21 protein-coding genes are annotated in these 23,592 nt (G+C 56.2%); 15 read left to right on the forward strand and 6 right to left on the reverse strand.

The genetic code is table 11. From position 1 onward, the window contains the following. The first annotated feature begins 85 nt into the window (after positions 1-85). Positions 86-1,267 carry a sugar efflux transporter SetB gene (setB, locus tag LBF07_RS03820; protein ID WP_224435110.1) on the forward strand — a complete coding sequence of 394 codons (1,182 nt, stop codon included), beginning with the start codon at positions 86-88 and terminating at the stop codon, positions 1,265-1,267. On the opposite strand, the gene LBF07_RS03825 is transcribed toward setB, so the two are convergent. Further along, a complete protein-coding gene (locus LBF07_RS03825) occupies positions 1,264-1,518 on the reverse strand; it encodes a YkgJ family cysteine cluster protein (protein ID WP_023312483.1) in 255 nt (84 codons plus the stop codon). The genes setB and LBF07_RS03825 overlap by 4 nt on opposite strands. A gap of 164 nt (positions 1,519-1,682) precedes the next feature. Here LBF07_RS03825 and yeiP point away from each other — a divergent pair, with 164 nt between their 5' ends. Beyond that, positions 1,683-2,255, forward strand: a complete 573-nt coding sequence (gene yeiP / locus LBF07_RS03830; RefSeq protein ID WP_008500940.1) for an elongation factor P-like protein YeiP — start codon at positions 1,683-1,685, stop codon at positions 2,253-2,255. A 116-nt stretch (positions 2,256-2,371) separates the two neighbouring features. Here the strand turns inward: yeiP and uxuA are convergent, their stop codons facing one another. After that, complete coding sequence (gene uxuA, locus LBF07_RS03835) at positions 2,372-3,562, reverse strand: mannonate dehydratase (RefSeq protein ID WP_094934158.1); 1,191 nt, start codon at positions 3,560-3,562, stop codon at positions 2,372-2,374. Positions 3,563-3,767: 205 nt separating this feature from the next. Between uxuA and LBF07_RS03840 the strand changes: the two genes are divergently transcribed. From LBF07_RS03840 to yejF, 9 genes are all read left to right on the forward strand, one after another. Further along, on the forward strand, positions 3,768-5,234 hold the full coding sequence (locus tag LBF07_RS03840) for a mannitol dehydrogenase family protein (protein WP_094934160.1): 1,467 nt from the start codon (positions 3,768-3,770) through the stop codon (positions 5,232-5,234). Positions 5,235-5,358: 124 nt separating this feature from the next. Continuing rightward, the gene (locus LBF07_RS03845) at positions 5,359-6,345 is read left to right on the forward strand and encodes a GTP-binding protein (RefSeq protein ID WP_069303091.1); all 987 of its coding nucleotides are present in this window, start codon (positions 5,359-5,361) and stop codon (positions 6,343-6,345) included. Between the two features lie 33 nt (positions 6,346-6,378). Next, positions 6,379-7,092 carry a phosphatase PAP2 family protein gene (locus tag LBF07_RS03850; RefSeq protein WP_029740964.1) on the forward strand — a complete coding sequence of 238 codons (714 nt, stop codon included), beginning with the start codon at positions 6,379-6,381 and terminating at the stop codon, positions 7,090-7,092. A gap of 415 nt (positions 7,093-7,507) precedes the next feature. Then, complete coding sequence (gene mepS, locus LBF07_RS03855; RefSeq protein WP_008500946.1) at positions 7,508-8,077, forward strand: bifunctional murein DD-endopeptidase/murein LD-carboxypeptidase; 570 nt, start codon at positions 7,508-7,510, stop codon at positions 8,075-8,077. Positions 8,078-8,204: 127 nt separating this feature from the next. After that, positions 8,205-9,761, forward strand: a complete 1,557-nt coding sequence (locus tag LBF07_RS03860) for a cyclic di-GMP phosphodiesterase (RefSeq protein WP_094934162.1) — start codon at positions 8,205-8,207, stop codon at positions 9,759-9,761. Between the two features lie 74 nt (positions 9,762-9,835). Beyond that, positions 9,836-11,641, forward strand: a complete 1,806-nt coding sequence (locus LBF07_RS03865; protein WP_094934165.1) for an extracellular solute-binding protein — start codon at positions 9,836-9,838, stop codon at positions 11,639-11,641. Between the two features lie 9 nt (positions 11,642-11,650). Continuing rightward, positions 11,651-12,745, forward strand: a complete 1,095-nt coding sequence (locus LBF07_RS03870) for a microcin C ABC transporter permease YejB (protein ID WP_024908182.1) — start codon at positions 11,651-11,653, stop codon at positions 12,743-12,745. Further along, positions 12,745-13,770 carry an ABC transporter permease gene (locus LBF07_RS03875; RefSeq protein ID WP_087823040.1) on the forward strand — a complete coding sequence of 342 codons (1,026 nt, stop codon included), beginning with the start codon at positions 12,745-12,747 and terminating at the stop codon, positions 13,768-13,770. Before LBF07_RS03870 ends, LBF07_RS03875 begins: the two co-directional genes overlap by 1 nt. 1 nt (position 13,771) lies before the next feature. Further along, positions 13,772-15,361: a microcin C ABC transporter ATP-binding protein YejF gene (gene yejF / locus LBF07_RS03880; protein ID WP_094934167.1), complete on the forward strand. Its 1,590-nt coding sequence runs from the start codon at positions 13,772-13,774 to the stop codon at positions 15,359-15,361. A 3-nt stretch (positions 15,362-15,364) separates the two neighbouring features. Here the strand turns inward: yejF and LBF07_RS03885 are convergent, their stop codons facing one another. The 3 genes from LBF07_RS03885 to rsuA all read right to left on the reverse strand — a co-directional run bounded on the left by LBF07_RS03885 (position 15,365) and on the right by rsuA (position 17,908). After that, the gene (locus LBF07_RS03885; RefSeq protein WP_028013883.1) at positions 15,365-15,709 is read right to left on the reverse strand and encodes a YejG family protein; all 345 of its coding nucleotides are present in this window, start codon (positions 15,707-15,709) and stop codon (positions 15,365-15,367) included. Between the two features lie 279 nt (positions 15,710-15,988). Continuing rightward, positions 15,989-17,185 carry a Bcr/CflA family multidrug efflux MFS transporter gene (locus tag LBF07_RS03890; RefSeq protein WP_094934170.1) on the reverse strand — a complete coding sequence of 399 codons (1,197 nt, stop codon included), beginning with the start codon at positions 17,183-17,185 and terminating at the stop codon, positions 15,989-15,991. 15 nt (positions 17,186-17,200) lie between these two features. Continuing rightward, positions 17,201-17,908, reverse strand: a complete 708-nt coding sequence (rsuA, locus tag LBF07_RS03895) for a 16S rRNA pseudouridine(516) synthase RsuA (protein ID WP_058841527.1) — start codon at positions 17,906-17,908, stop codon at positions 17,201-17,203. 281 nt (positions 17,909-18,189) lie between these two features. Between rsuA and LBF07_RS03900 the strand changes: the two genes are divergently transcribed. Beyond that, positions 18,190-19,950 (forward strand): DEAD/DEAH box helicase, encoded by a 1,761-nt coding sequence (locus tag LBF07_RS03900; RefSeq protein ID WP_094934172.1) that lies wholly within the window; start codon positions 18,190-18,192, stop codon positions 19,948-19,950. A 125-nt stretch (positions 19,951-20,075) separates the two neighbouring features. Next, a complete protein-coding gene (gene rplY / locus LBF07_RS03905) occupies positions 20,076-20,360 on the forward strand; it encodes a 50S ribosomal protein L25 (RefSeq protein ID WP_023312497.1) in 285 nt (94 codons plus the stop codon). Between the two features lie 52 nt (positions 20,361-20,412). On the opposite strand, the gene yejK is transcribed toward rplY, so the two are convergent. Next, positions 20,413-21,420, reverse strand: coding sequence for a nucleoid-associated protein YejK (gene yejK, locus LBF07_RS03910; RefSeq protein ID WP_008500957.1), 1,008 nt, complete (start codon positions 21,418-21,420; stop codon positions 20,413-20,415). A gap of 134 nt (positions 21,421-21,554) precedes the next feature. Between yejK and LBF07_RS03915 the strand changes: the two genes are divergently transcribed. Further along, the gene (locus tag LBF07_RS03915) at positions 21,555-21,782 is read left to right on the forward strand and encodes a YejL family protein (RefSeq protein WP_008500958.1); all 228 of its coding nucleotides are present in this window, start codon (positions 21,555-21,557) and stop codon (positions 21,780-21,782) included. A gap of 19 nt (positions 21,783-21,801) precedes the next feature. Continuing rightward, positions 21,802-23,562, forward strand: coding sequence for an LPS biosynthesis-modulating metalloenzyme YejM (yejM, locus tag LBF07_RS03920; RefSeq protein WP_033146050.1), 1,761 nt, complete (start codon positions 21,802-21,804; stop codon positions 23,560-23,562). The last annotated feature ends 30 nt before the right edge of the window (positions 23,563-23,592 follow it).

The following is a 23,592-nucleotide window of genomic DNA, read 5'->3' on the forward strand; positions in this document are numbered from 1 at the left end:
GTGGCATCATTGACCGCACCCACTGTTTATTTTTTAGCTGACGGCGTAAACTCCGCCCCTCTCTGCTACTCGCTAATTATAAAACATGCATAACACCCCTGCGGCCGTCTCGCCGAAGCCCTTTGATTTGACCTCAGAGGCATTCCTCGTTGTTGCCTTCTTCACGGGCATTGCCGGTGCGTTACAGACGCCAACATTGAGCCTATTTCTGACAAATGAGGTTCACGTCCGTCCGGCAATGGTCGGCTTCTTTTTTACCGGAAGCGCCATCATCGGCATCCTGGTCAGCCAGTTTCTGGCGGGACGATCTGACAGAAAAGGCGATCGCAAAAGCCTGATCGTTTTCTGCTGTCTGCTCGGGGTCATGGCCTGCGTTATGTTTGCATGGAACCGCAACTATTTCATTCTGCTCTTCGTCGGGGTATTCCTGAGCAGCTTTGGCTCAACGGCGAACCCTCAGCTGTTCGCCCTTGCCCGTGAACACGCCGACCATACCGGACGTGAAGCGGTGATGTTCAGCTCTGTCCTGCGTGCTCAGGTGTCGCTGGCATGGGTGATTGGCCCGCCGCTGGCCTACGCGCTGGCGATGGGTTTTGGCTTTACGGTGATGTACCTGAGCGCGGCCGTCGCGTTTGTGGTGTGCGGCGCGCTGGTGTGGTTCTTCCTGCCGTCCATGCGCAAAGAGACCAAAGTGGCAACGGGCGTGCTGGAAGCGCCGCGCCGCAACCGCCGCGATGCCCTGCTCCTGTTTGCTATCTGCACGCTGATGTGGGGCACCAACAGCCTGTATATCATCAATATGCCGCTGTTTATTATTGATGAACTGCATCTGTCGGAAAAGCTGGCGGGCATCATGATGGGCACCGCGGCCGGGCTTGAGATCCCGACGATGCTCATTGCGGGCTATTACGCAAAGCGCTTCGGAAAGCGTTTTTTAATGCGCATCGCCGCCATCGCCGGTCTGCTGTTTTATATCGGTATGCTGACGGTACATACGCCGGGGCTGTTGCTGGCTTTACAGCTGCTGAACGCCATCTATATTGGCATTCTCGCCGGGATAGGGATGCTCTATTTCCAGGATCTGATGCCGGGCCAGGCAGGCTCTGCCACCACCCTTTATACTAATACCACCCGCGTGGGCTGGATTATCGCGGGCTCAATGGCCGGTGTCGTTGCAGAAATCTGGAACTATCACACGGTGTTCCGGATTGCGCTGGTGATGTGTACCCTGACGATCGGCTGTCTGGCGAGGATTAAAGACGTTTAGGGCGCGGTGAGCGCTTCCAGCTCAAGAAGGTACGTCATCGCCTGCCCTCGCGTGCTGCCACACATTTCGGCCGTGGGCTGAAGCCCGGAGCAGACTTTCGGGCGCAGCGGTGAGCCAAAGATCATGCACAGGTTCGTTTCCGAGAGCTGAACGCAGCGGGTATTGGCAGGCTTGCCCTCCGGCATTCCTGGAATGGGGCTTGAAATGGACGGTGCAGTACAGCACGCGCCACAATCGGGACGACAATCCATAAATGCTCTCTTTCGCTGACGATCGCCCGCGCAGTCGGGCATCGCGCGCACAGTAACACCTTTTGCGTATTGATAGCAAAAGCCACGAATTCCTCTTGCCTGAAAGGCCGCGCGCGAGTAATTTGGCGCGATATTTTTTACCTCCCGTAAACAGGATTACTGCAATGCCAAGAGCGAACGAAATTAAGAAAGGTATGGTGCTGAATTACAACGGCAAACTGCTGATTGTGAAAGATATCGACATTCAGGCACCCAGCGCCCGTGGTGCAGCAACGCTGTATAAAATGCGTTTCGCCGATGTGCGTACCGGCCTGAAGGTGGAAGAGCGCTTTAAAGGTGACGATATCGTCGATACCGTGACCCTGACCCGTCGCTACGTTGATTTCTCCTACATCGACGGCAACGAATACGTGTTCATGGACAAAGAAGATTACACCCCGTACATCTTTACCAAAGATCAGATTGAGGAAGAGCTGCTGTTCATCCCTGAAGGCGGCATGCCTGACATGCAGGTTCTGACCTGGGACGGCGTGCTGCTGGCGCTGGAGCTGCCTCAGACCGTCGATCTGGAAATCGTGGAAACCGCACCCGGCATCAAAGGCGCATCCGCAAGTGCGCGCAACAAACCGGCTACCCTGACCACCGGCCTGGTTGTGCAGGTGCCGGAATACCTCTCCGCTGGCGAGAAGATCCGCATCCATATCGAAGAAAAACGCTATATGGGTCGCGCTGACTGATTGCGGCGTTTGTCGGGTGGCGGCTTCGCCTTACCCGACCGACAAAAACACAAAAACCGGCTCTCAGGCCGGTTTTTTGTAAGCCCGGTAAGCGTAGCGCCACCGGGCAACAGCGCTTACAGAAGCTCCGGATACTTCGTCATCTTCAGCGCCAGCTCAACGCCGCGCACTTCCGCCATCCCTTTAAGCCGGCCAATCGCCGAATAGCCCGGGTTGGTTTTCTTACGCAGATCGTCCAGCATCTGGTGGCCGTGATCCGGACGGAACGGGATAGGACGCACATCGCCCGCCTGCTTGCGACGCGCCTCTTCCGCCAGAATGGCGTCTACCACCGCTACCATGTTCACATCGCCGCCCAGGTGCGCCGCCTCGTGGAAGGTTTTTGGGTTCTCTTCACGGCAGGTCGCACGCAAGTGCGTAAAATGAATGCGATCGCCAAAGGTTTCAATCATCCGCACCAGGTCGTTATCCGCACGCACGCCGTAGGAGCCGGTACACATGGTGAAGCCGTTATAGATGCTGTTTACCGTCTCTTTCAGCCACTGCATATCTTCAATAGTGGAAACAATGCGCGGCAGGCCGAGTATAGGACGCGGTGGATCGTCCGGGTGCACCGCCAGACGCACACCAGCTTCTTCAGCAACCGGCACGATAGCGCGCAGGAAATACGCCATGTTTTCACGCCACTGCTGCCTATCAATATCGCCGTATTCCGCCAGGCGCGCGCGGAACTGATCCAGCGTATACCCCTCTTCCGCCCCCGGCAGGCCCGCAATGATATTACGGGTCAGCTTTTCGATGTCCGCGTCACTGGCGGCATTAAACCACGCGAGCGCCTGCTGCTGCTCTTCCGCGGTGTAATCCGCTTCGGCGCCGGGGCGTTTCAGAATGTGCAGCTCAAACGCCGCGAAGGCGATCTGGTCGAAACGCAGGGCTTTCGAGCCGTCCGGCATCTGATATTCAAGGTCAGTACGCGTCCAGTCGAGGATTGGCATAAAGTTATAGCAAACCGTATCAATGCCGCAGGCCGCCAGGTTGCGAATGCTCTGCTGATAGTTAGCAATCCAGGTCTGGTACTCCCCGGAATGGGTTTTGATGTCTTCGTGAACCGGGATGCTCTCTACTACAGACCAGGTTAACCCCTTCTCCGCCAGCAGCGCCTGACGCTGTTGAATTTCCTCTACCGGCCATACCTGACCGTTTGGAATATGATGCAGCGCCGTGACGACACCCGTTGCGCCTGCCTGGCGCACATCATCAAGAGAAACCGGATCGTTCGGCCCGTACCAACGCCAGGTTTGTTCCATTGCCTCACCCTCTTAAGTTGTTATACCAATATGCGTTACTGCAATGACGACTACCATACATGTTTACCGCTAAGGGTCAACATACCGCCACACATTGATTGATCAAACTCACAGAACGGGGATATTTACGGCTCACCAATTTTATTTGCTGTCATATAACTTTACACTGGCATTGTTAATTAATGGTTAATCAGGTGTGTATCTCATGAAGACAATTGCCTCCACCGCCCTTCCTGCCCAGGTTCAGCAGCCGCGCTACGATCGTCAGCAACTGCGCTCCCGCATCGTCCATTTTGGCTTTGGCGCGTTTCACCGTGCGCACCAGGCATTGTTAACAAACCGGGTGCTTAATGAAAAAGGCGGCGACTGGGGTATTTGTGAGATTAGCCTTTTCAGCGGCGACGTGCTGATGAGCCAGCTGCGCGCGCAGGATCACCTGTTCACCGTGCTGGAGAAAGGGGCGGAAGGCAATGAGGCGATTATCGTCGGTGCCGTCCATGAATGCCTTAACGCAAAGCTGGACTCTCTGCCCGCCATTATTGAGAAATTTTGCGAGCCTCAGGTCGCAATTGTGTCGCTCACCATCACGGAGAAAGGCTATTGCATAGATCCCGCGACCGGGAAACTCGATCTGCACAACGCCCGAATAATCCATGACCTTGAAAACCCCTCAGAGCCACATTCCGCACCCGGGATCCTGGTCGAAGCGCTTCACCGCCGCCACGAGCGCGGCTTGCCTGCGTTTACCGTGCTCTCCTGCGACAATATCCCTGATAACGGGCACGTGGTGAAAAACGCGGTGCTGGGCATGGCGCAAAAGCGTTCCGCAGCGCTGTCTGAATGGATTGACAGCCACGTGAGCTTCCCGGGGACGATGGTCGACAGAATTGTTCCCGCCGCGACGGACGCCTCGCTGGCGGAAATCACCGACGCGCTCGGCGTTGAAGATCCGTGCGCCATCAGCTGTGAACCGTTTATTCAGTGGGTGGTGGAAGATAATTTTGTTGCCGGCCGTCCGGAGTGGGAAGTCGCGGGCGTTCAGATGGTGCAGGATGTTCTGCCGTGGGAGCAGATGAAATTGCGCATGCTCAACGGCAGCCACTCTTTCCTGGCGTATCTGGGGTACCTCGCGGGCTACGCCCATATTAATGAATGCATGGAGGACGCTGCGTTCCGTGAAGCCGCCCGTCGGCTGATGCTGGACGAGCAGGCGCCCACATTACGCATTAAGGATGTCGACCTCACCGCCTACGCCGATAGCCTGCTCGAGCGCTTTGCCAACCCGGCACTTCAGCATCGGACCTGGCAAATCGCGATGGACGGTAGCCAGAAGCTTCCACAAAGAATGCTGGACGGGATCCGCGTTCATCTCGAGCGAAAAACACCGTGGTCGCTGCTGGCTCTGGGCGTGGCCGGCTGGATACGCTACGTCAGCGGTACCGACGACCGTGGCAACGCGATTGATGTTCGCGATCCCCTCAGCGATAAAATTCGCACCATGGTCAATGCCAGCAGCGACGCCGACCGCGTAAACGCCCTGCTGGGGCTGAGCGAGGTCTTTGGTCACGATCTCGCGCAAAACAGCGCGTTTGTGGAGGCTATCAGCCAGGCATACCAGCGCATCACCCGCCACGGCGCGCGTCAGGCTGTTATCGAAACGTTAAATATTTAACGATTATTGCGCTTAACGCGAACGGATGAAGCCTCCGTTCGCCCTCCCCCTTCTCACCGGTCACGTTTTTCGCCAGGATAGAGAGATTAGTGTTATAGCATCACAATCCTCATCTGGAGCGCACGTGACCAAAACCAACCTCATCACCGGTTTTCTCGGCAGCGGTAAAACCACCTCAATTCTCCACCTGCTGGCGAATAAAGATCCTGCCGAGAAATGGGCCGTGCTGGTCAATGAATTTGGCGAGGTAGGCATTGACGGCGCGTTACTGTCATCCAGCGGCGCGATGATTAAAGAGATCCCCGGCGGGTGCATGTGCTGCGTCAATGGCCTGCCGATGCAGGTCGGGCTCAATACGCTGCTGCGTCAGGGCAAACCCGACCGCCTGCTGATTGAGCCCACCGGGCTGGGCCATCCGAAGCAGATCCTCGATTTACTGACCGCCCCGGTTTACGAGCCGTGGATCGACCTGCGCGCCACCCTGTGTCTGCTCGATCCGCGTCAGCTTCTGGATGACAAAGCGGTGGCCAATGAGAACTTCCGCGATCAGCTCGCCTCGGCTGACGTTATTGTCGCGAATAAAGCAGATCGCGCCACGGCTGAAAGCCAGGCCGCGCTGGACGCGTGGTGGCAACATTTCGGCGGCAACCGCACGCGGGTGCAGACCACCCAGGGGAATATTGATAGCGCCCTGCTTGACCTTCCTCGTCTGAACCTCACCGAGTTGCCTGCCAGCGCGGATCATTCGCACAGTCATCCGGTTAAGCAGGGTTTAGCCGCTCTCAGCCTGCCGGAACATCAGCGCTGGCGTCGTAACCTGAACAGCGGCCAGGGATATCAGGCCTGCGGATGGATATTTGATGCTGAAACCGTTTTCGACACCATCGGGATCCTGGAGTGGGCCCGACTTGCTCCCGTCGATCGCGTGAAAGGGATCATGCGCACGCCAGACGGGCTGGTGCGGATCAACCGTCAGGGTGACGATTTCTTTATTGAAACGCAGAATGTGGCGCCGCCTGACAGCCGAATAGAGTTAATTAGTGCGGTTAACGCCGACTGGAATGCCCTCCAGTCCAGCCTGTTGAGGATTCGTTTAAGTTCGGGCGGCTAACGTTGCCCCAGTTTTCACTCTATGCAGAACGTTATGACAACTCGATTTCCCCTGATATTACTGCTTAATGTCGCCGGTCTGGCGCTTTTCTTCTCCTGGTATATCCCGGCGGATCATGGCTTCTGGTTCCCGCTGGATTCTGCCATTTTTCACTTCTTCAACCAGGAGCTGGTGAAGAGCAACGCGTTCCTGTGGCTGGTGGCAATTACCAACAACCGCGCCTTCGACGGCTTCTCGCTGCTGGCCATGGGCTGCCTGATGCTCTCTTTCTGGCTGAAAGAGGATAAAGCCGGGCGTCGGCGTATTCTCATTATCGGTCTGGTGATGCTGCTGTTTGCCGTTGTCATTAACCAGCTGGCAACCGCGATTATTCCGGTTAAGCGTTCAAGCCCAACGCTATTCTTCACCGATATTTATCGCGTCAGCGAACTGCTGCATATTCCAACAAAAGATGCGTCGAAGGACAGTTTCCCCGGCGATCATGGCATGATGCTGCTTATTTTTTCCGCAATTATGCTTCGCTATTTCGGCAGAAAAGCCTTTGCCATAGCCCTGATTATTTTTGTGGTTTTTGCCTTCCCGCGCGTAATGATTGGCGCTCACTGGTTTACCGATATTGCCGTCGGTTCGCTCTCCGTGGCGCTGATTGCGCTGCCGTGGTGTTTGATGACCCCACTGAGCGACAGGATAATAGCGCTGTTCGATCGCTATCTTCCCGGAAGAGCGCAACAACAATTAAACAAATAACTAACCTAAATTAACGTGAGCTATCAGGGATCGACATGATCCCTGATAGCGTTCTCGCCGCGATCTTTCCCCACTGTCATATTCTCGTCATCATATTCATGATAAAAATGAAGCAATTGCATACTGGTGCAGCGGATCCGTCGCTATTTTGAGCAATTCTATGTTTTTACTTTCTGTATCACATTTTCTTATAAAAAAAAGGCTTTTTTTTCTCGCAATACCCCAGGCAATCGGTTAATCTCGAACTCGTTTTGCCCCATAGAGATAATTATTTCACTGGCGAATAATTTTGTGCGCTGTGCCACAAATGTGACCAGAAAGAATTGTCTCAATGTGAACAGATAATTAGTCTCGTCACGTTTGGCATTTTTATAACGATATTTGTCGTTAAGGACTTCAAGGGATAATAAACAAAATGGTCAAATCTCAACCGTTTCTGAGATATATCTTACGGGGGATCCCGGCGATAGCAGTCGCGGTACTGTTGTCTGCATGTAGTACATCTAACACCGCAAAGAATATGCATCCTGAGACGCGTGTTGTGGGAATGGAAGATTCCTCGTCACTGCAAGCCTCTCAGGATGAATTTGAAAATATGGTACGTAATCTGGACGTGAAGTCCCGCATTATGGACCAGTATGCTGACTGGAAAGGCGTGCGCTATCGCCTTGGCGGCAGCACAAAAACAGGTATTGATTGTTCCGGTTTTGTACAGCGTACGTTCCGTGAGCAATTTGGGTTAGATCTTCCGCGTTCAACCTATGAACAGCAGGAGATGGGCAAGTCGATTTCACGTACCAAACTGCGCACCGGTGATTTAGTCCTGTTCCGTGCCGGTTCTACAGGTCGACATGTTGGCATCTACATTGGTAATGACCAGTTTGTACATGCCTCCACCAGCAGCGGTGTGACCATTTCCAGCATGAATGAACCGTACTGGAAGAAGCGCTACAACGAAGCACGCCGCGTACTGACCCGCAGTTAATATGACTATTGTATCGTTGGTTATCCCTTGGCTGACGATATGATGAAAAAAAGCACTGCTTCGGCAGTGTTTTTTTTTGCCCGTTACACTGAATACATCCAGCGGCATTTCAGGAATCACGACGTCTATGTTCACCCGCTATTTCTCCAGCAATCGCAAAATACTGATCCTCAGCATCATCACAGGCCTGATCGCCGCCCTGCTCCTGGGTTCGTTGCAATTTTTCTGGAGCTACCACAAGCGGGAAGTCAAATTCGACACCCTGATCCACGATGTGAGCATCTATATGGAGAGCTACTTCGATGAGTTAAAAAATTCTATCGATGTGCTCCAGCCGCTCACGTTAAACAACTGCCACGACGTCAATCAGGAACTTACCTCGCGCGCTGCCTTTAGCGTTAACGTTCGCGCATTCCTGCTGGTCAGAGACAAAATGGCGTTCTGCTCTTCTGCCACGGGGCCGATGAATGTCCCCATGGAGGAGCTGATCCCCGAGCTGCACATCGACAAACAGATTGATATGGCGTTACTTCCCGGCACCCCCATGTTGCCCAACAAGCCCGCGATTGCCATCTGGTACCGTAACCCGCTAGTGAAGGACGGCGGCGTGTTTACCTCGGTGAACCTCAATCTGACGCTTTACCTGCTCTACACCGCGCGCCAGGACGAATTTGCCGGCATTGCCATCATTATTGGCGACCATGCGCTGTCAACGCGGTCCAGCACGTTGGTCCTTGCGCATGACCTGCATGAAACGCCGGCCCGTACCGCGACGCTGAAAGACGTGCCCCTGACCATCAACCTGTATGCTGACGCATGGACCAGCGATGAAATTCTCTACGCCCTGTTCTTCGGGCTGGTATGCGGCATTTGTGCCGGATCGCTCAACTACTATATCCTCAGCATTCGCCTCAACCCGGGTAAAGAGATTTTAAGCGCGATTAAGCGCGGTCAGTTTTACGTGGTTTATCAGCCCGTCGTCGATGCTAAATCGCTCCAGATGACCGGGCTTGAAGTGCTGATGCGCTGGAAACACCCGACGATGGGGGAAATTCCGCCGGACGCGTTTATCAACTTTGCCGAAGCGCAGAAGCTGATTGTCCCGCTGACGCTGCATCTCTTCGACCTTATCATTCACGATGCCCACGTGTTACAAACTCTGTTACCTCCGGGAGCAAAGGTGGGCATCAACATTGCGCCGGGGCATCTGCATGCGGAAAGCTTCAAAGACGATATGCGCACCTTCAAAGCGCTACTGCCGCAGGATTACTTCCAGATCGTGCTGGAAATCACCGAGCGCGACATGCTCAATCATCGGGAAGCCAACAGCCTTTTCGAATGGCTGCATAACGAAGGGTTTGAGATAGCCATTGATGATTTTGGCACCGGCCACAGCGCGCTGATTTATCTTGAGCATTTCACCATGGACTATCTCAAGATCGACCGCGGCTTTGTTAATGCAATTGGCACCGAGACCGTGACGTCGCCGGTGTTGGATGCCGTCCTGACGCTGGCAAGACGACTGAATATGTCGACCGTCGCCGAAGGGGTGGAAACGCCGGAACAGGCCGCCTGGCTGCGCGAACACGGCGTTAATTTCCTGCAGGGATACTGGATTAGCCGCCCGATGCCGCTGGCGCAGTTCCGCGAATGGCGGCCTGATATTTCGCCCGAGGGTGATTAATTTCACATTGCCCGTGACGTCACTTATTATTCAGCTTAACCGAGCCGGTCTGTAAAAGAGGGAGCCGCCGCAAGATGCTTATGCGCTTCATGTTGCTGATGTTGGCACTAACGAGCCTGTCCAGCCAGGCGCAGGCCATCAAAGAAAATATCGCCTTCGCGGTGATTGGCGAGCCGAAATATGCGGTCAATTTTACGCACTTCGATTACGTTAACCCTGCCGCGCCGAAGGGCGGAAAGGGCACGCTTTCCGCCACGGGAACATTCGACAACTTCAACCGCTTCGCCCTGCGCGGCGTGGCGGCCGCGCGAACGGAATCGCTTTACGATACGCTCTTCGTCACGTCGGATGATGAGCCCGGCAGCTATTATCCGCTGATTGCCGAGAACGTGCGTTACGCCGATAACTTCGCCTGGGCGGAAATCTCGCTGAACCCGCGGGCGCGTTTTCACGACGGTACGCCGGTGAAGGCCAGCGACGTCGCGTTCACCTTTCATAAATTCATGACCGAAGGCGTCCCCCAGTTCCGCATCGTGTATAAAGGGGCTTCCGTCAGAGCCATTGCGCCGCTCACCGTGCGCATCGAGCTGAGCGAACCGAACAAAGAGAACATGCTTAGCCTGTTCTCGCTGCCGGTGATGCCTGAATCGTTCTGGAAAAATCATAAGCTAAGCGACCCGCTTTCCACGCCGCCGCTGGCAGGCGGCCCATACCGCATCACCGACTGGCGCATGGGGCAATATGTCGTTTACTCTCGCGTGAAAGACTACTGGGCGGCAGACCTGCCGGTAAACCGCGGGCGCTGGAATTTCGACACCCTTCGCTATGATTACTACCTCGACGATAACGTGGCGTTTGAAGCGTTCAAAGCCGGCGCTTTCGATTTACGCGTCGAGAGCAGCGCCAAAAACTGGGCGACCCGCTATATCGGCAAAAATTTCGCCAAAGGCTATATCGTCAAAGACGAGCACAAAAATGAGTCTGCCCAGGACACCCGCTGGCTGGCGTTTAATATTCAGCGTCCGGTATTTAATGACCGCCGGGTGCGCGAAGCCATTTCCCTGGCCTTTGATTTTGAGTGGATGAACAAAGCGCTGTTTTACGGGGCTTACAGCCGTGCGAACAGCTATTTTCAGAACACCGAATACGCCGCGCGCGATTACCCGAAAGCCGACGAGCTGGCTCTGCTGGCGCCGCTGAAAGCGGAGCTGCCGCCGCAGGTGTTCACCACCGTGTTTCAGCCGCCCGCGTCGAACGGTGACGGTTACGACCGCGACAACCTGCTGAAAGCCAGCAAACTGCTGGATGACGCGGGCTGGCACCTGAAAAATCAAAAGCGTGTGGATGCCAAAACGGGTAAGCCTCTCAGCTTTGAGCTGCTGCTCTCGTCCGGGGGCAACGATCAGTGGGTACTGCCGTTTAAGCACAACCTTGAGCGGCTGGGCGTGACCATGAACATTCGCCAGGTCGATAACGCGCAGATCACCAGCCGCATGCGCAGCCGTGATTACGACATGATGCAGCGTCTGTGGCCCGCGCAGCCGTGGCCCAGCTCCGACCTGCAAATCTCCTGGGCCTCCAGCTACATTGACTCCTCATACAATGCGCCAGGTGTAAAAAGCCCGGCGATTGACGCGCTGATTGCGAAAATAGTGGCGGCGCAGGGGGATAAAGAAAAGCTCCTGCCGCTCGGGCGCGCCCTCGACAGGGTCCTGACCTGGAACTACTACATGCTGCCGATGTGGTATATGGGCGAAGATCGCCTGGCGCGCTGGGACAAATTCTCCGTGCCTGCCGTGCGCCCTGTCTACTCCCTGGGCTTTGATACCTGGTGGTATGACGTTAACAAAGCCGCCAGACTTCCCGCTGAGCGGCGATAAGGAATCATCATGGGTGCCTATCTTCTCCGTCGTCTCCTGCTGGTCATCCCCACCCTGTGGGCCATCATCACGATTAACTTTTTTATCGTGCAAATCGCCCCCGGCGGCCCGGTCGATCAGGCGATTGCCGCCATTGAATTTGGCAACAGCGGCGGCATGCCCGGCGGCGGCGGTGAAGGGATGGGCGCGAGCCATGCGCGAACCGGCGTAGGGAATATCAGCGAAAGCCATTATCGCGGCGGACGCGGGCTGGATCCGGAAGTGATCGCCGAGATCACCCACCGCTACGGCTTTGACAAACCGATTCACGAGCGCTATTTCAAGATGCTCTGGGATTACATCCGCTTTGATTTTGGCGACAGCCTGTTTCGCAGTGCGTCAGTGTTAACGTTGATCAAGCAAAGCCTGCCGGTTTCGATAACGCTCGGGCTGTGGGGAACGCTGATTATCTATCTGGTCTCTATACCGCTTGGGATCCGCAAAGCGGTGTATAACGGCAGCCGGTTTGATATCTGGAGCAGCACGTTCATCATCATCGGCTACGCCATCCCGGCGTTTCTGTTTGCCGTCCTGCTGATTGTCTTTTTTGCCGGGGGAAGCTATTTCGACCTCTTCCCGCTGCGGGGGCTGGTCTCCGCCGATTTTAGCTCCCTGCCGTGGTATCAGAAAATCACCGACTATCTCTGGCATATCACGCTGCCGGTGCTGGCCACGGTCATCGGCGGGTTTGCGGCCCTGACCATGTTGACCAAAAACGCCTTTCTCGATGAAATTCGTAAGCAGTACGTTGTCACGGCCCGCGCCAAGGGCGTGAGCGAGAAGCAGATCATGTGGAAACACGTGTTCCGCAACGCCATGCTGCTGGTGATCGCCGGATTTCCGGCCACGTTCATCGGCATGTTTTTTACCGGCTCGCTGCTGATAGAGGTGATGTTCTCGCTCAACGGCCTGGGGCTGCTGGGCTATGAGGCTACCGTATCGCGCGATTATCCGGTGATGTTTGGCACACTCTATATTTTCACCCTGATTGGCCTGCTGCTGAATATCATCAGTGATATCAGCTATACGCTGGTCGATCCCCGAATTGATTTTGAGGGCCGCTGATGCCGCGTTTAAGCCCCGTCAACCAGGCCCGCTGGGCCCGCTTTCGCCACAACCGCCGCGGCTACTGGTCGCTGTGGATTTTTGCCGTGCTGTTTGCCTTAAGCATGTGTTCGGAGCTGATCGCCAACGACAAACCGCTGCTGGTGCATTTTAACGACCGCTGGTACGTGCCGGTTATCGCCAACTACAGCGAAAGCGACTTTGGCGGCCCGTTTGCAACACCGGCGGAGTATCAGGATCCGTGGCTTCGCGATCAAATCGACAGGCGCGGCTGGGCGCTCTGGGCACCGGTGCGCTTTGGCGCAAACAGCATTAACTTCGCCACCACGACGCCCTTTCCTTCCCCGCCCTCCGCGCAAAACTGGCTGGGAACGGATGCTAACGGCGGGGACGTGCTGGCGCGCATCCTGTATGGCACGCGAATTTCTCTTCTCTTTGGGCTGATGCTGACAATATTCTCCAGCGTAATGGGCGTCGTGGCGGGTGCCGTTCAGGGCTACTACGGCGGGAAAATCGACCTGTGGGGCCAGCGGGTTATTGAAGTGTGGTCAGGCATGCCAACGCTGTTTCTGATCATCCTGCTTTCCAGCGTGGTGCAGCCTGGCTTCTGGTGGCTGTTAGGCATCACCGTCCTGTTCGGCTGGATGGCGCTGGTGGGCGTGGTGCGCGCGGAGTTCCTGCGCACCCGCAATTTCGACTACATTCGCGCCGCGCAGGCGCTTGGCGTGAGCGACCGGGGGATCATCTTCCGCCACATGCTGCCCAACGCGGTCGTGGCAACGCTCACTTTCCTGCCGTTTATTCTGTGCAGCTCCATCACCACCCTCACCTCGCTGGATTTTCTTGGTTTCGGGCTACCGCTGGGTTCCCCGTCGCTCGGCGAACTGCTGCTGCAGGGTAAGAACAACCTGCAGGCGCCGTGGTTAGGCATCGCCGCCTTTCTTTCCGTGGCCGTGCTGCTGTCGCTGCTGATTTTTATTGGTGAAGCCGTGCGCGATGCCTTCGATCCGAACAAGGCGGTATAAAATGACCCAGCCTCTTCTCAGTATTGATAACCTGTCGATTGCTTTTTCAAAGCAGGACGAGACGCGCACCGTGGTCACCGACCTGTCGCTGCAGATCCAGCCCGGGGAAACGCTGGCCCTGGTGGGCGAGTCGGGTTCAGGCAAGAGCGTTTCGGCACTCTCCATCCTGCGGCTGTTGCCGTCTCCACCGGTGAGCTACCCGCAAGGGGATATTCTGTTTCACGGCAGCTCGCTGCTGCATGCCGACGAACATACCCTGCGCGGTATTCGCGGCAACAAAATCGCGATGATCTTCCAGGAGCCGATGGTTTCCCTCAACCCGCTGCACAGCCTGGAAAAACAGCTCTATGAAGTGCTCTCCCTGCACCGGGGGATGCGCAAAGAGGCCGCGCGGGGAGAAATTCTGGACTGTCTGGAACGAACGGGCATACGCAATGCGGCCAAACGGCTGAATGATTTTCCGCACCAGCTCTCCGGCGGCGAACGCCAGCGCGTGATGATCGCTATGGCCCTACTCACGCGCCCCGAGCTGTTGATTGCCGACGAGCCCACAACGGCGCTGGACGTGACGGTACAGGCGCAAATATTGACGCTGCTGCGGGAGCTGCGTGACGAGCTGAACATGAGCCTGCTGTTTATCACGCACAACCTGAGCATTGTGAGAAAGCTGGCCGACAGCGTCGCGGTGATGCAAAACGGACGATGCGTTGAACAGAATAGCGCGTCCACGCTGCTGAGCGCGCCGCAGCACCCCTATACGCTGCGCCTGCTCGACAGCGAACCCTCCGGCGACCCGGTTCCCGTCAAGGCGGACAGCACACCGCTGCTGCGCGTTGAGGATTTGTCCGTCTCGTTCCCGATCCGCAAAGGTATTCTGCGGCGCATCGTCGACCAGAATCCGGTGCTGAAAAACATCCGCTTCTCGCTGCGCCCGGGAGAATCCCTGGGGCTGGTGGGCGAATCCGGTTCCGGCAAAAGCACCACCGGTCTGGCGCTGCTGCGCTTAATTGCCTCGCAGGGCGAGATCTTCTTTGACGATATGCCGCTGCACCGCTGGAACCGCCGCCAGATGCTGCCCGTGCGGCCCCGCATGCAGGTGGTGTTTCAGGATCCCAACTCTTCGCTTAACCCCCGGCTCAGCGTGTTACAGATTATCGAGGAGGGTCTGCGCGTGCATCAGCCCGGCCTGAGCGCTCAGCAGCGAGAGCAGGAAGTTATGCGGGTGATGGCCGAAGTGGGCTTAGATGCCGGGACCCGCCACCGCTATCCGGCTGAATTCTCCGGCGGGCAGCGCCAGCGTATCGCCATTGCCCGCGCGCTGATCCTGAAGCCGGAGCTGATTATTCTGGATGAACCGACGTCGTCGCTGGACAGAACCGTTCAGGCGCAGATCCTGGCGCTGCTGAAAGGGCTTCAGGAAAAGCACCGGCTGGCCTATATCTTTATCAGCCACGATCTACAGGTGGTGCGGGCGCTATGCCATCAGGTGATTGTGTTGCGACAGGGAGAAGTGGTCGAGCAGGGAGAGTGCCAGCGCGTATTTAGCGCGCCAACGCAGCGCTACACGCGCCAGCTGTTGTCGGCAGACTAGCGGTCAGAACGGGTACTGGCCGGAGAAAGGCTCCGCGATGGCAACGCCAAAATTCTTCAGACGGCAGGTGGCGGCAAACTCGTCCTGGCTCTTCACGAACAGGCACGGCTCACCTTCACACTCCAGCACGGAGCTGTCCACTTCGATATCCGTCAGGGCCTGACTGAGACGCTCCATCACCCGCCATGCATTTTCGTCGCTCGGGCTCAGCAGCTTGAGTGCCACCAGGCAGTTTTCACAGCCCGCGACGCTTTGCGGAATCGGTTCAACTTTCGAACCTGCAAAACCCGCCGACCAGCGATAGCTCTGGGGCAAGCGATGGACAATGGAGAGTTGTAATGTATTCACGTTCGTTCCCCGGAAGCAAAATTTACTTCACAATTTATTTACATTTATAGTAACACATCATCGCCAGCCTGCACTATTCAGCGCTTTTTTATCGATATCCAGGCTCGCGTCGGCGCTATATGTACCCGTTTCTGCGATCTAACTCAACCTTTTTGAATACAATGATGTGACTTTTTACACAAATAGATTTTACATAAAATAAACAAACACGGAATAAACGAACGGGGGTTTGGTTGATATGCATCAACAAAAAAGGCCCTGTCGGGCCTTCTCTGTATTTTAGTGGGCCGCTTTTCGCGGTCGACTGGCGTAAAGATAGAAGAGTATCGAGCTGGTTGCGCAAAAAGACATCGCCCACAGCATGGGCCATGCCGTCGTAAAGGTAGCCATTGAAAGCAACGCCCCAACGATAGCGCCGATGCCGAAGCGGAACGTCCCCGCCAGGGAAGAGGCGGTGCCCGCCATATGCGGAAACTCATCCAGGATCACCGCCATCGCATTAGATGACACCATCGACACGCAGCCGACAAAGGCCGCTACGCCGACCACTAGCGCCCAGAAGCCCACGCCTATAAACGCGCTCACCACCAGCCAGATAGCCATCACAAACTGGATCCACAGCCCGGCGCGGAACATGTTCAGCGCCCCCACCCGCCGGACAAAACGGCTGTTGATGATGGTCATGATGAACAGGAAGACGATGTTAAGCGCGAAATAGTAGCCGAAGTGCTGCGGCGAAACGTGATTCAGTTCAATGTAGACAAACGGCCCGGCGCTCAGGAAGGAGAACATCCCGGCAAAGCTGAACCCGCTTGCCAGCATGTAGCTGAGCACGCGCTTGTGGCGAAACAGCGAGGCAAAGTTGCCGATTGTGGTTCGGATGTGGAATTTCTGACGGCGCTCGACGGGAAGCGTTTCATCAATAAAGAAGAAGATCATCGCCGAGGCCAGCAGCGCGGCCAGGGCCAGGATCCAGAAAATCACATGCCAGCTAAACCACACCAGCACCGCGCCACCGGCCATCGGGGCCACCAGCGGCGCAATCGTCGTCACCAGCATCACGAACGACATCATGCGGGAGAACTCTTCCTTCGGGTAGATATCGCGCATCAGGGCGTTAATCACCACGCTTGCCGCAGCCGCCGCCAGACCGTGGAAGAAGCGCATGATAATCAGATGATCGATGGTCTGCGCCAGCGCACAGGCCACCGCTGCGGCTGCAAAGACCAGCGTCCCGCCCAGAATAACGGGCTTGCGTCCAAGACTGTCCGCCATCGGGCCATAAAACAGCTGGCCGAGGGCAAAGCCGAGAATATAGGTGCTGAGCGTCATCTGCGCGCTGCCCGCCGGAACGCCAAACTGCGCGGAAATGACCGGCAGCGCGGGCAGGTACATATCAATAGACAGCGGCATCAGCATGGCCAGCAGGCCAAGAATGAAGACGATTTTGAACGACGAGTGTGGCCTGGTGGTCACAGAGCTCTCCTGAAATTAGTGCGAAGGCAGACCGACGCTGGCGATCTCTTCTTCCGTTAACGGGCGATATTCGCCTGGCGCCAGGTCGGGATCGAGTTCGATCGCACCAATCCGCTCACGATGCAGGCCAACAACGTGGTTCCCCACCGCGGCAAACATACGTTTCACCTGATGGTAGCGCCCTTCGCTGATGGTCAGACGGACCTCCGTCGGCGTGATCACCTCAAGCACGGCGGGTTTGGTCAGATCTTTTTCATTATGCAGCTGAACGCCTTTCGTGAATTGCTCTGCCGTGTCATCCGACACCGGCGACTCCAGCGTGACCAGATAGGTTTTCTCGCAGTGGTGACGCGGGGAAGTAATGCGATGCGACCACTGCCCGTCGTCGGTCATCAGCACCAGACCCGTGGTGTCGATGTCGAGGCGGCCTGCGGCGTGCAGCTTGTGCGCCACCGGTTCGTCGAGGAAATAGAGCACCGTCGGGTGATCGGGATCTTCCGTTGAGCAGACGTAGCCTTCCGGCTTATTGAGCATGAAGTAGCGCGGACCGTGCTGCTGGGTCAGCGGATTGCCGTCATACTCCACCTGATGGTCAGGTTGCAGTTTGAACGCGCTGTCTCTCACAATGTCGCCATCCACGGTAACGCGGCTGGCGCGAATTTCGCGCCCGGCAATAGCGCGGCTTACGCCGAGTTGCTGAGCGATAAACTTATCAAGTCGCATGAAATCTTTTTAGCCTTAATGGTGCTGGAAGTCGGACAACAGGTCCGAAAAAAGAAGCAGTCTGGAACGGTTCAGTATAATGGTCTGGTTGCGCCACTCAAGGGAAAAAGTTTCGTGGCATACTATCTATACCCTAAATAATTCGGGTTGCATGAAGGCGGCAAAGGAGTGAATCCCCGGGAGCTTACATAAGTAAGTGACCGGGGTGAACGAGTGCAGCCAACGCACAGGCAACTTGAAGTATGACGGGTATATGTGCGGAATAACGAAACCGAGACCCTATGACTTTTACACTTCGTCCCTATCAGCAGGAAGCCGTTGACGCCACCCTCGCCTGGTTCCGTAAACATCGCGAGCCGGCGGCGATTGTGCTCCCGACCGGCGCAGGCAAAAGCCTGGTCATCGCCGAACTGGCGCGTCTGGCCCGTGGTCGCGTGCTGGTGCTGGCGCACGTCAAAGAGCTCGTCGCGCAAAACCATGCCAAGTATTGTGCGCTTGGGCTGGAAGCCGATATTTTCGCCGCCGGGCTAAAGCGCAAAGAGAGCCACGGCAAAGTGGTCTTCGGCAGCGTGCAGTCGGTGGCGCGCAATCTGGAGCTATTTCGCAGCGAATTTTCGCTGCTGATTGTTGACGAGTGTCACCGCATCAGCGATGACGACGACAGCCAGTATCAGCAAATCCTGGCTCACCTGAAAGCGGTGAACCCTCACCTGCGCCTGCTGGGCCTGACGGCGACCCCGTTTCGCCTGGGGAAAGGCTGGATCTATCGCTACCATTATCACGGCATGGTGCGCGGCGATGACAAGGCCCTGTTTAGCGACTGCATTTACGAACTTCCGCTGCGCTACATGATTAAACATGGCTACCTGACGCCGCCTGAACGGCTGGATATGCCGGTGGTGCAGTACGATTTCAGCCGTCTGCAGGCGCAGAGCAACGGCTTATTCAGCGAAGCGGATCTCAACCAGGAGCTGAAAAAGCAAAAGCGTATTACGCCGCATATCATCAGCCAGATTGAGGAGTTCGCCGCGACGCGCAAGGGGGTGATGATCTTTGCCGCCACCGTTGAGCACGCGCGCGAAATTACCGGGTTACTGCCCGCCGGCGACGCGGCGTTAATCACCGGCGAAACGCCCGGTTCGGAGCGCGACGGCCTGATTGACGACTTTAAAGCCCAGCGGTTCCGCTATCTGGTAAACGTGTCGGTATTGACCACCGGCTTTGACGCCCCGCACGTCGACCTGATCGCCATTTTGCGCCCGACCGAATCGGTCAGTCTGTATCAGCAAATTGTTGGCCGCGGCCTGCGCCTGGCCCCGGGGAAAACCGACTGCCTGATTCTGGATTATGCCGGTAACCCGCACGATCTCTATACGCCTGAGGTCGGCGCGCCAAAAGGGAAAAGCGACAACGTGCCCGTACAGGTCTTTTGCCCTGCCTGCGGGTTTGCCAACACCTTCTGGGGAAAAACCACCGCCGACGGTACGCTGCTCGAACACTTTGGCCGCCGCTGTCAGGGCTGGTTTGAAGATGATGACGGGCATCGCGAGCAGTGCGATTTCCGCTTCCGGTTCAAAAACTGCCCGCAGTGCAACGCCGAAAACGATATTGCCGCCCGCCGCTGCCGGGAATGCGACACGGTGCTGGTTGACCCGGACGACATGCTGAAAGCGGCGCTAAAGCTGAAAGATGCCCTGGTGCTGCGCTGTTCCGGCATGGCACTGCAGCCCGGCGCCGATGAAAAAGGCGAGTGGCTGAAAATCACCTATTACGACGAAGACGGGGCGGACGTCAGCGAGCGCTTCCGCGTCCAGACGCCTGCCCAGCGAATGGCCTTCGAACAGCTGTTTATCCGCCCGCATACCCGCACGCCGGGCGTGCCCCTGCGCTGGATAACCGTAGCAGATATCGTGCGTCAGCAGGTGTTATTGCGCCATCCGGATTTTGTCGTCGCCCGTAAGAAAGGCCAGTTCTGGCAGGTGCGCGAGAAGCTCTTTGACTACGAAGGTCGCTTCCGTCGCGCCAACGAATTGCGCGGTTAGCGGGACTTTTCATTGATGTGAGGGGCATTTGAGTATAAAATGCCGCCCGCTTCACATCCGTGAGGCAGAACACTCACCTGCTGCTGGGTCGCCTGTAGTAGGGTTTTAAATACAGAGAGAAATCAATGTTCACTATCGAAGCAGAAGTACGTAACGTGCAGGGTAAGGGTGCGAGCCGCCGCCTGCGTAACGCTAACAAGTTCCCGGCTATCGTTTACGGTGGCGAAGCTGCTCCAGTTGCAATCGAACTGGATCACGACAAACTGTGGAACCTGCAGACCAAAGCTGAATTCTACAGCGAAGTTCTGACCATCGTTGTTGGCGGTAAAGAAGAAAAAGTGAAAGTTCAGGCTGTTCAGCGTCACGCGTTCAAGCCAAAACTGACTCACATCGACTTCGTTCGCGCGTAATCGCAAACTCGTCGAAAAAAAACCCCGCTTCTGCGGGGTTTTTTTATGGCTGTTATTTCCCACCCGAGGTGCGGCGCTGAAGCTGATCGCGCAGGTTCGGCGGCGTACCTTTAATGGTCAGCGTATCGGTGGCCGGATCCCAGAAGATGCGTTCACCCAGCAACATCGCGTCAAAGTTGATGGTTAACCCACCGCCGCTGCCGGCAAACTTGGTTAACTGACGCAGCGTACTGCGATCTGCCGGGAAGCTCTCTTCAAGCTCATAGCCTTTCTCCGCGGTGAATTCCTGGAAGCTGACTTCGCTGACGCCCGCCAGCTCTTTTGACAGGGACTCCAGCTCGATCTCCTCCCCTGCCTGCAGCTGTTCGTTGCAGTAGCTGTAAACCTGCTGGCGCACGGTCTGGCGCTCAGATTTATCGAGCTGCGCTTCAGCCGTGAAGTCGTCAACCGCCTGGAGCAGCCCTTTGTTCTGCGCTTTGGCGTTAAGACCTTCGCTGGCACCGAGGAAATCCATAAAGAAATCCGCCACTTTGCGGCCCACGCGCCCCTTCAGGAAAGTCAGGTAGCGGGTCGACTCCGGGTTGGTTTCCCACTCGGTCAAATCAATACGCGCCACGATATCCGCATGGTTGATATCCAGATAATGCGTTGAGCTGATATCCAGCTGCTCGTTGACGCGCATGCTGCTTAAGTTATTCAGCACGGTAACCAGCAGATACTCGACCGCCAGGTAGCGATAGTGGCAGAACAGCACGATCCCGCCGTCGGCGAACGGATATTTCGCCAGCTCGTCGCGCAGACGCCCGGTGGCGGCGCGGCTAAACGCCAGGAAATCCTCTTCGCCCTGACGCTGCAGGCGCAGGCTATCGGCCAGTTCACTCTCTTCGCTGAACAGGCCATAGGCTTTATTTTTGGCACTGTAGACGCGATGCAGCTCTGCCATCATCTCCACCACGGTCGCCGTGGGTTCCAGTAACGAATCGCGCAGCACCACTTCAAGGGTTTGCTCATCACGCTTGATAAGCTGGTGCAAGGCAATCTGGTTGATTTCCAGACTCATGATAAACTCTCCTTTTAGACCGGGCGGTATTCAACCACCACCAGGACATGTGTGCAACAACAGATAAAAAAGGGGAAAAAAAGCTGTTGCTACGGTAATATGTTGCCCTTTCATCAACAAACTGATTTTGATTTATGCCACAACATTCCCGCTACAGTGATGAACACGTTGAACAACTGCTCAGTGAGCTGGTCAACGTACTGGAAAAACATAAAACGCCGACCGATCTCTCCCTGATGGTTTTGGGAAATATGGTCACCAACCTGATTAACACCAGCGTTGCTCCGGCTCAGCGTCAGGCGATCGCAAAATCTTTCGCCCAGGCTTTACAGTCGTCCGTCAGCAACGACCCGGCCCATTAAGGGATACGAACAACAGTTTATGGTGACGAATCGTCAGCGCTACCGTGAAAAAGTCTCCCAGATGGTCAGCTGGGGGCACTGGTTTGCCCTGTTCAACATTCTGCTGGCGACGGTCATTGGCTGCCGTTATCTGTTTGTCGCAGACTGGCCAACAACGCTAACCGGGCGTATCTACTCCTGGATAAGCGTTGTCGGTCACTTTAGCTTTTTGGTTTTCGCCACCTATCTGCTGATCCTGTTCCCCTTGACGTTTATCGTCATGTCGCAGCGTCTGATGCGGTTCTTGTCCGCCATCCTTGCGACGGTGGGGATGACGCTGCTGCTTATCGACAGTGAAGTGTTCACCCGCTTCCACCTGCACCTCAACCCCATCGTCTGGGAACTCGTGATTAACCCCGACCAGAACGAAACGGCCCGTGACTGGCAGCTGATGTTTATCAGCGTCCCTGTGATCCTGCTGATTGAGATGCTGTTCGCCACCTGGAGCTGGCAAAAGCTCCGCAGTCTGACCCGGCGACGCCATTATGCGAAGCCCGTCGCCGCGCTCTTTTTCGTCTCCTTTATCAGTTCGCACATCATGTATATCTGGGCGGATGCGAACTTCTATCGCCCTATTACCATGCAGCGCGCGAACCTGCCGCTCTCGTACCCGATGACGGCCCGTCGCTTCCTCGAGAAACACGGTCTGCTTGATGCGCAAGAGTACCAGCGCCGTCTTATCGAGCAGGGCAACCCGGAAGCCGTCAGCGTTCAGTATCCTCTGAGCGACCTGAACTACCGCGATATGGGGCGCGGGCAAAACGTCCTGCTGATCACCGTCGATGGCCTGAACTATTCCCGTTTCGAGAAGCAGATGCCTGCGCTGGCCGCTTTCGCGAGTCAGAACGTCTCGTTTACTCAGCATATGAGCTCCGGTAACACAACCGATGCGGGCATCTTTGGCCTCTTCTATGGCATTTCAGCCGGCTATATGGACGGCGTACTGTCTACCCGCACGCCTGCGGCGCTGATCACCGGGCTGAATCAGCAAGGCTATCAGCTAGGGTTGTTCTCCTCCGATGGCTTTAACAGCCCGCTTTACCGTCAGGCGCTGCTGTCCGATTTCTCACTGCCGACGGCGCAAAATCAGTCCGACGCGCAGACCGCCGGCCAATGGATAAACTGGCTGCAGCGCTACGCCCAGGAAGATAACCGCTGGTTCTCATGGGTTGCCTTTAACGGCACAACGCTTGCCAACAGCAATAAGAGTGACTTTGCGCGCCGCTACGGTCGCGCGGCTGGCGATGTTGATGCGCAGATAGGCCGCGTACTTGACGCGCTTCGCGAGTCGGGCAAGCTGGACAATACCGTGGTGATCGTGACCGCGGGCCATGGCATCCCGCTAGGTGACGAGACGAAGAGTATGAGCTGGTCTCGCCCGAATCTGCAGGTTCCGCTGGTGATCCACTGGCCTGGCACCCCGGCGCAGCGCATCAATATGCTCACCGAGCATAAAGATGTGATGACCACCCTGATGCAACGCCTGCTGCACGTCAGCACGCCAGCAAACGAGTATTCGCAGGGGCAGGATCTCTTCAGCGCCGCGCGCCGCCACAGCTGGGTGACGGCTGCGGGGAATAATACGCTGGTGGTGACCACGCCGAAGCTGACGCTGGTGCTGAACAGCAACGGGAATTATCAGACGTATAATCTGCAGGGCGAACGGTTGAAAGACCAGAAACCGCAGCTGAGCCTGCTGCTGCAGGTCCTGACGGATGAGAAGCGCTTCATCGCTAACTGATTAATAATAAACCAGTTAGCGACAGATTCC

This window comes from Enterobacter cloacae complex sp. ECL352, from assembly GCF_020149545.1.
GTDB classification, from domain to species: Bacteria; Pseudomonadota; Gammaproteobacteria; order Enterobacterales; family Enterobacteriaceae; genus Enterobacter; species Enterobacter asburiae_B.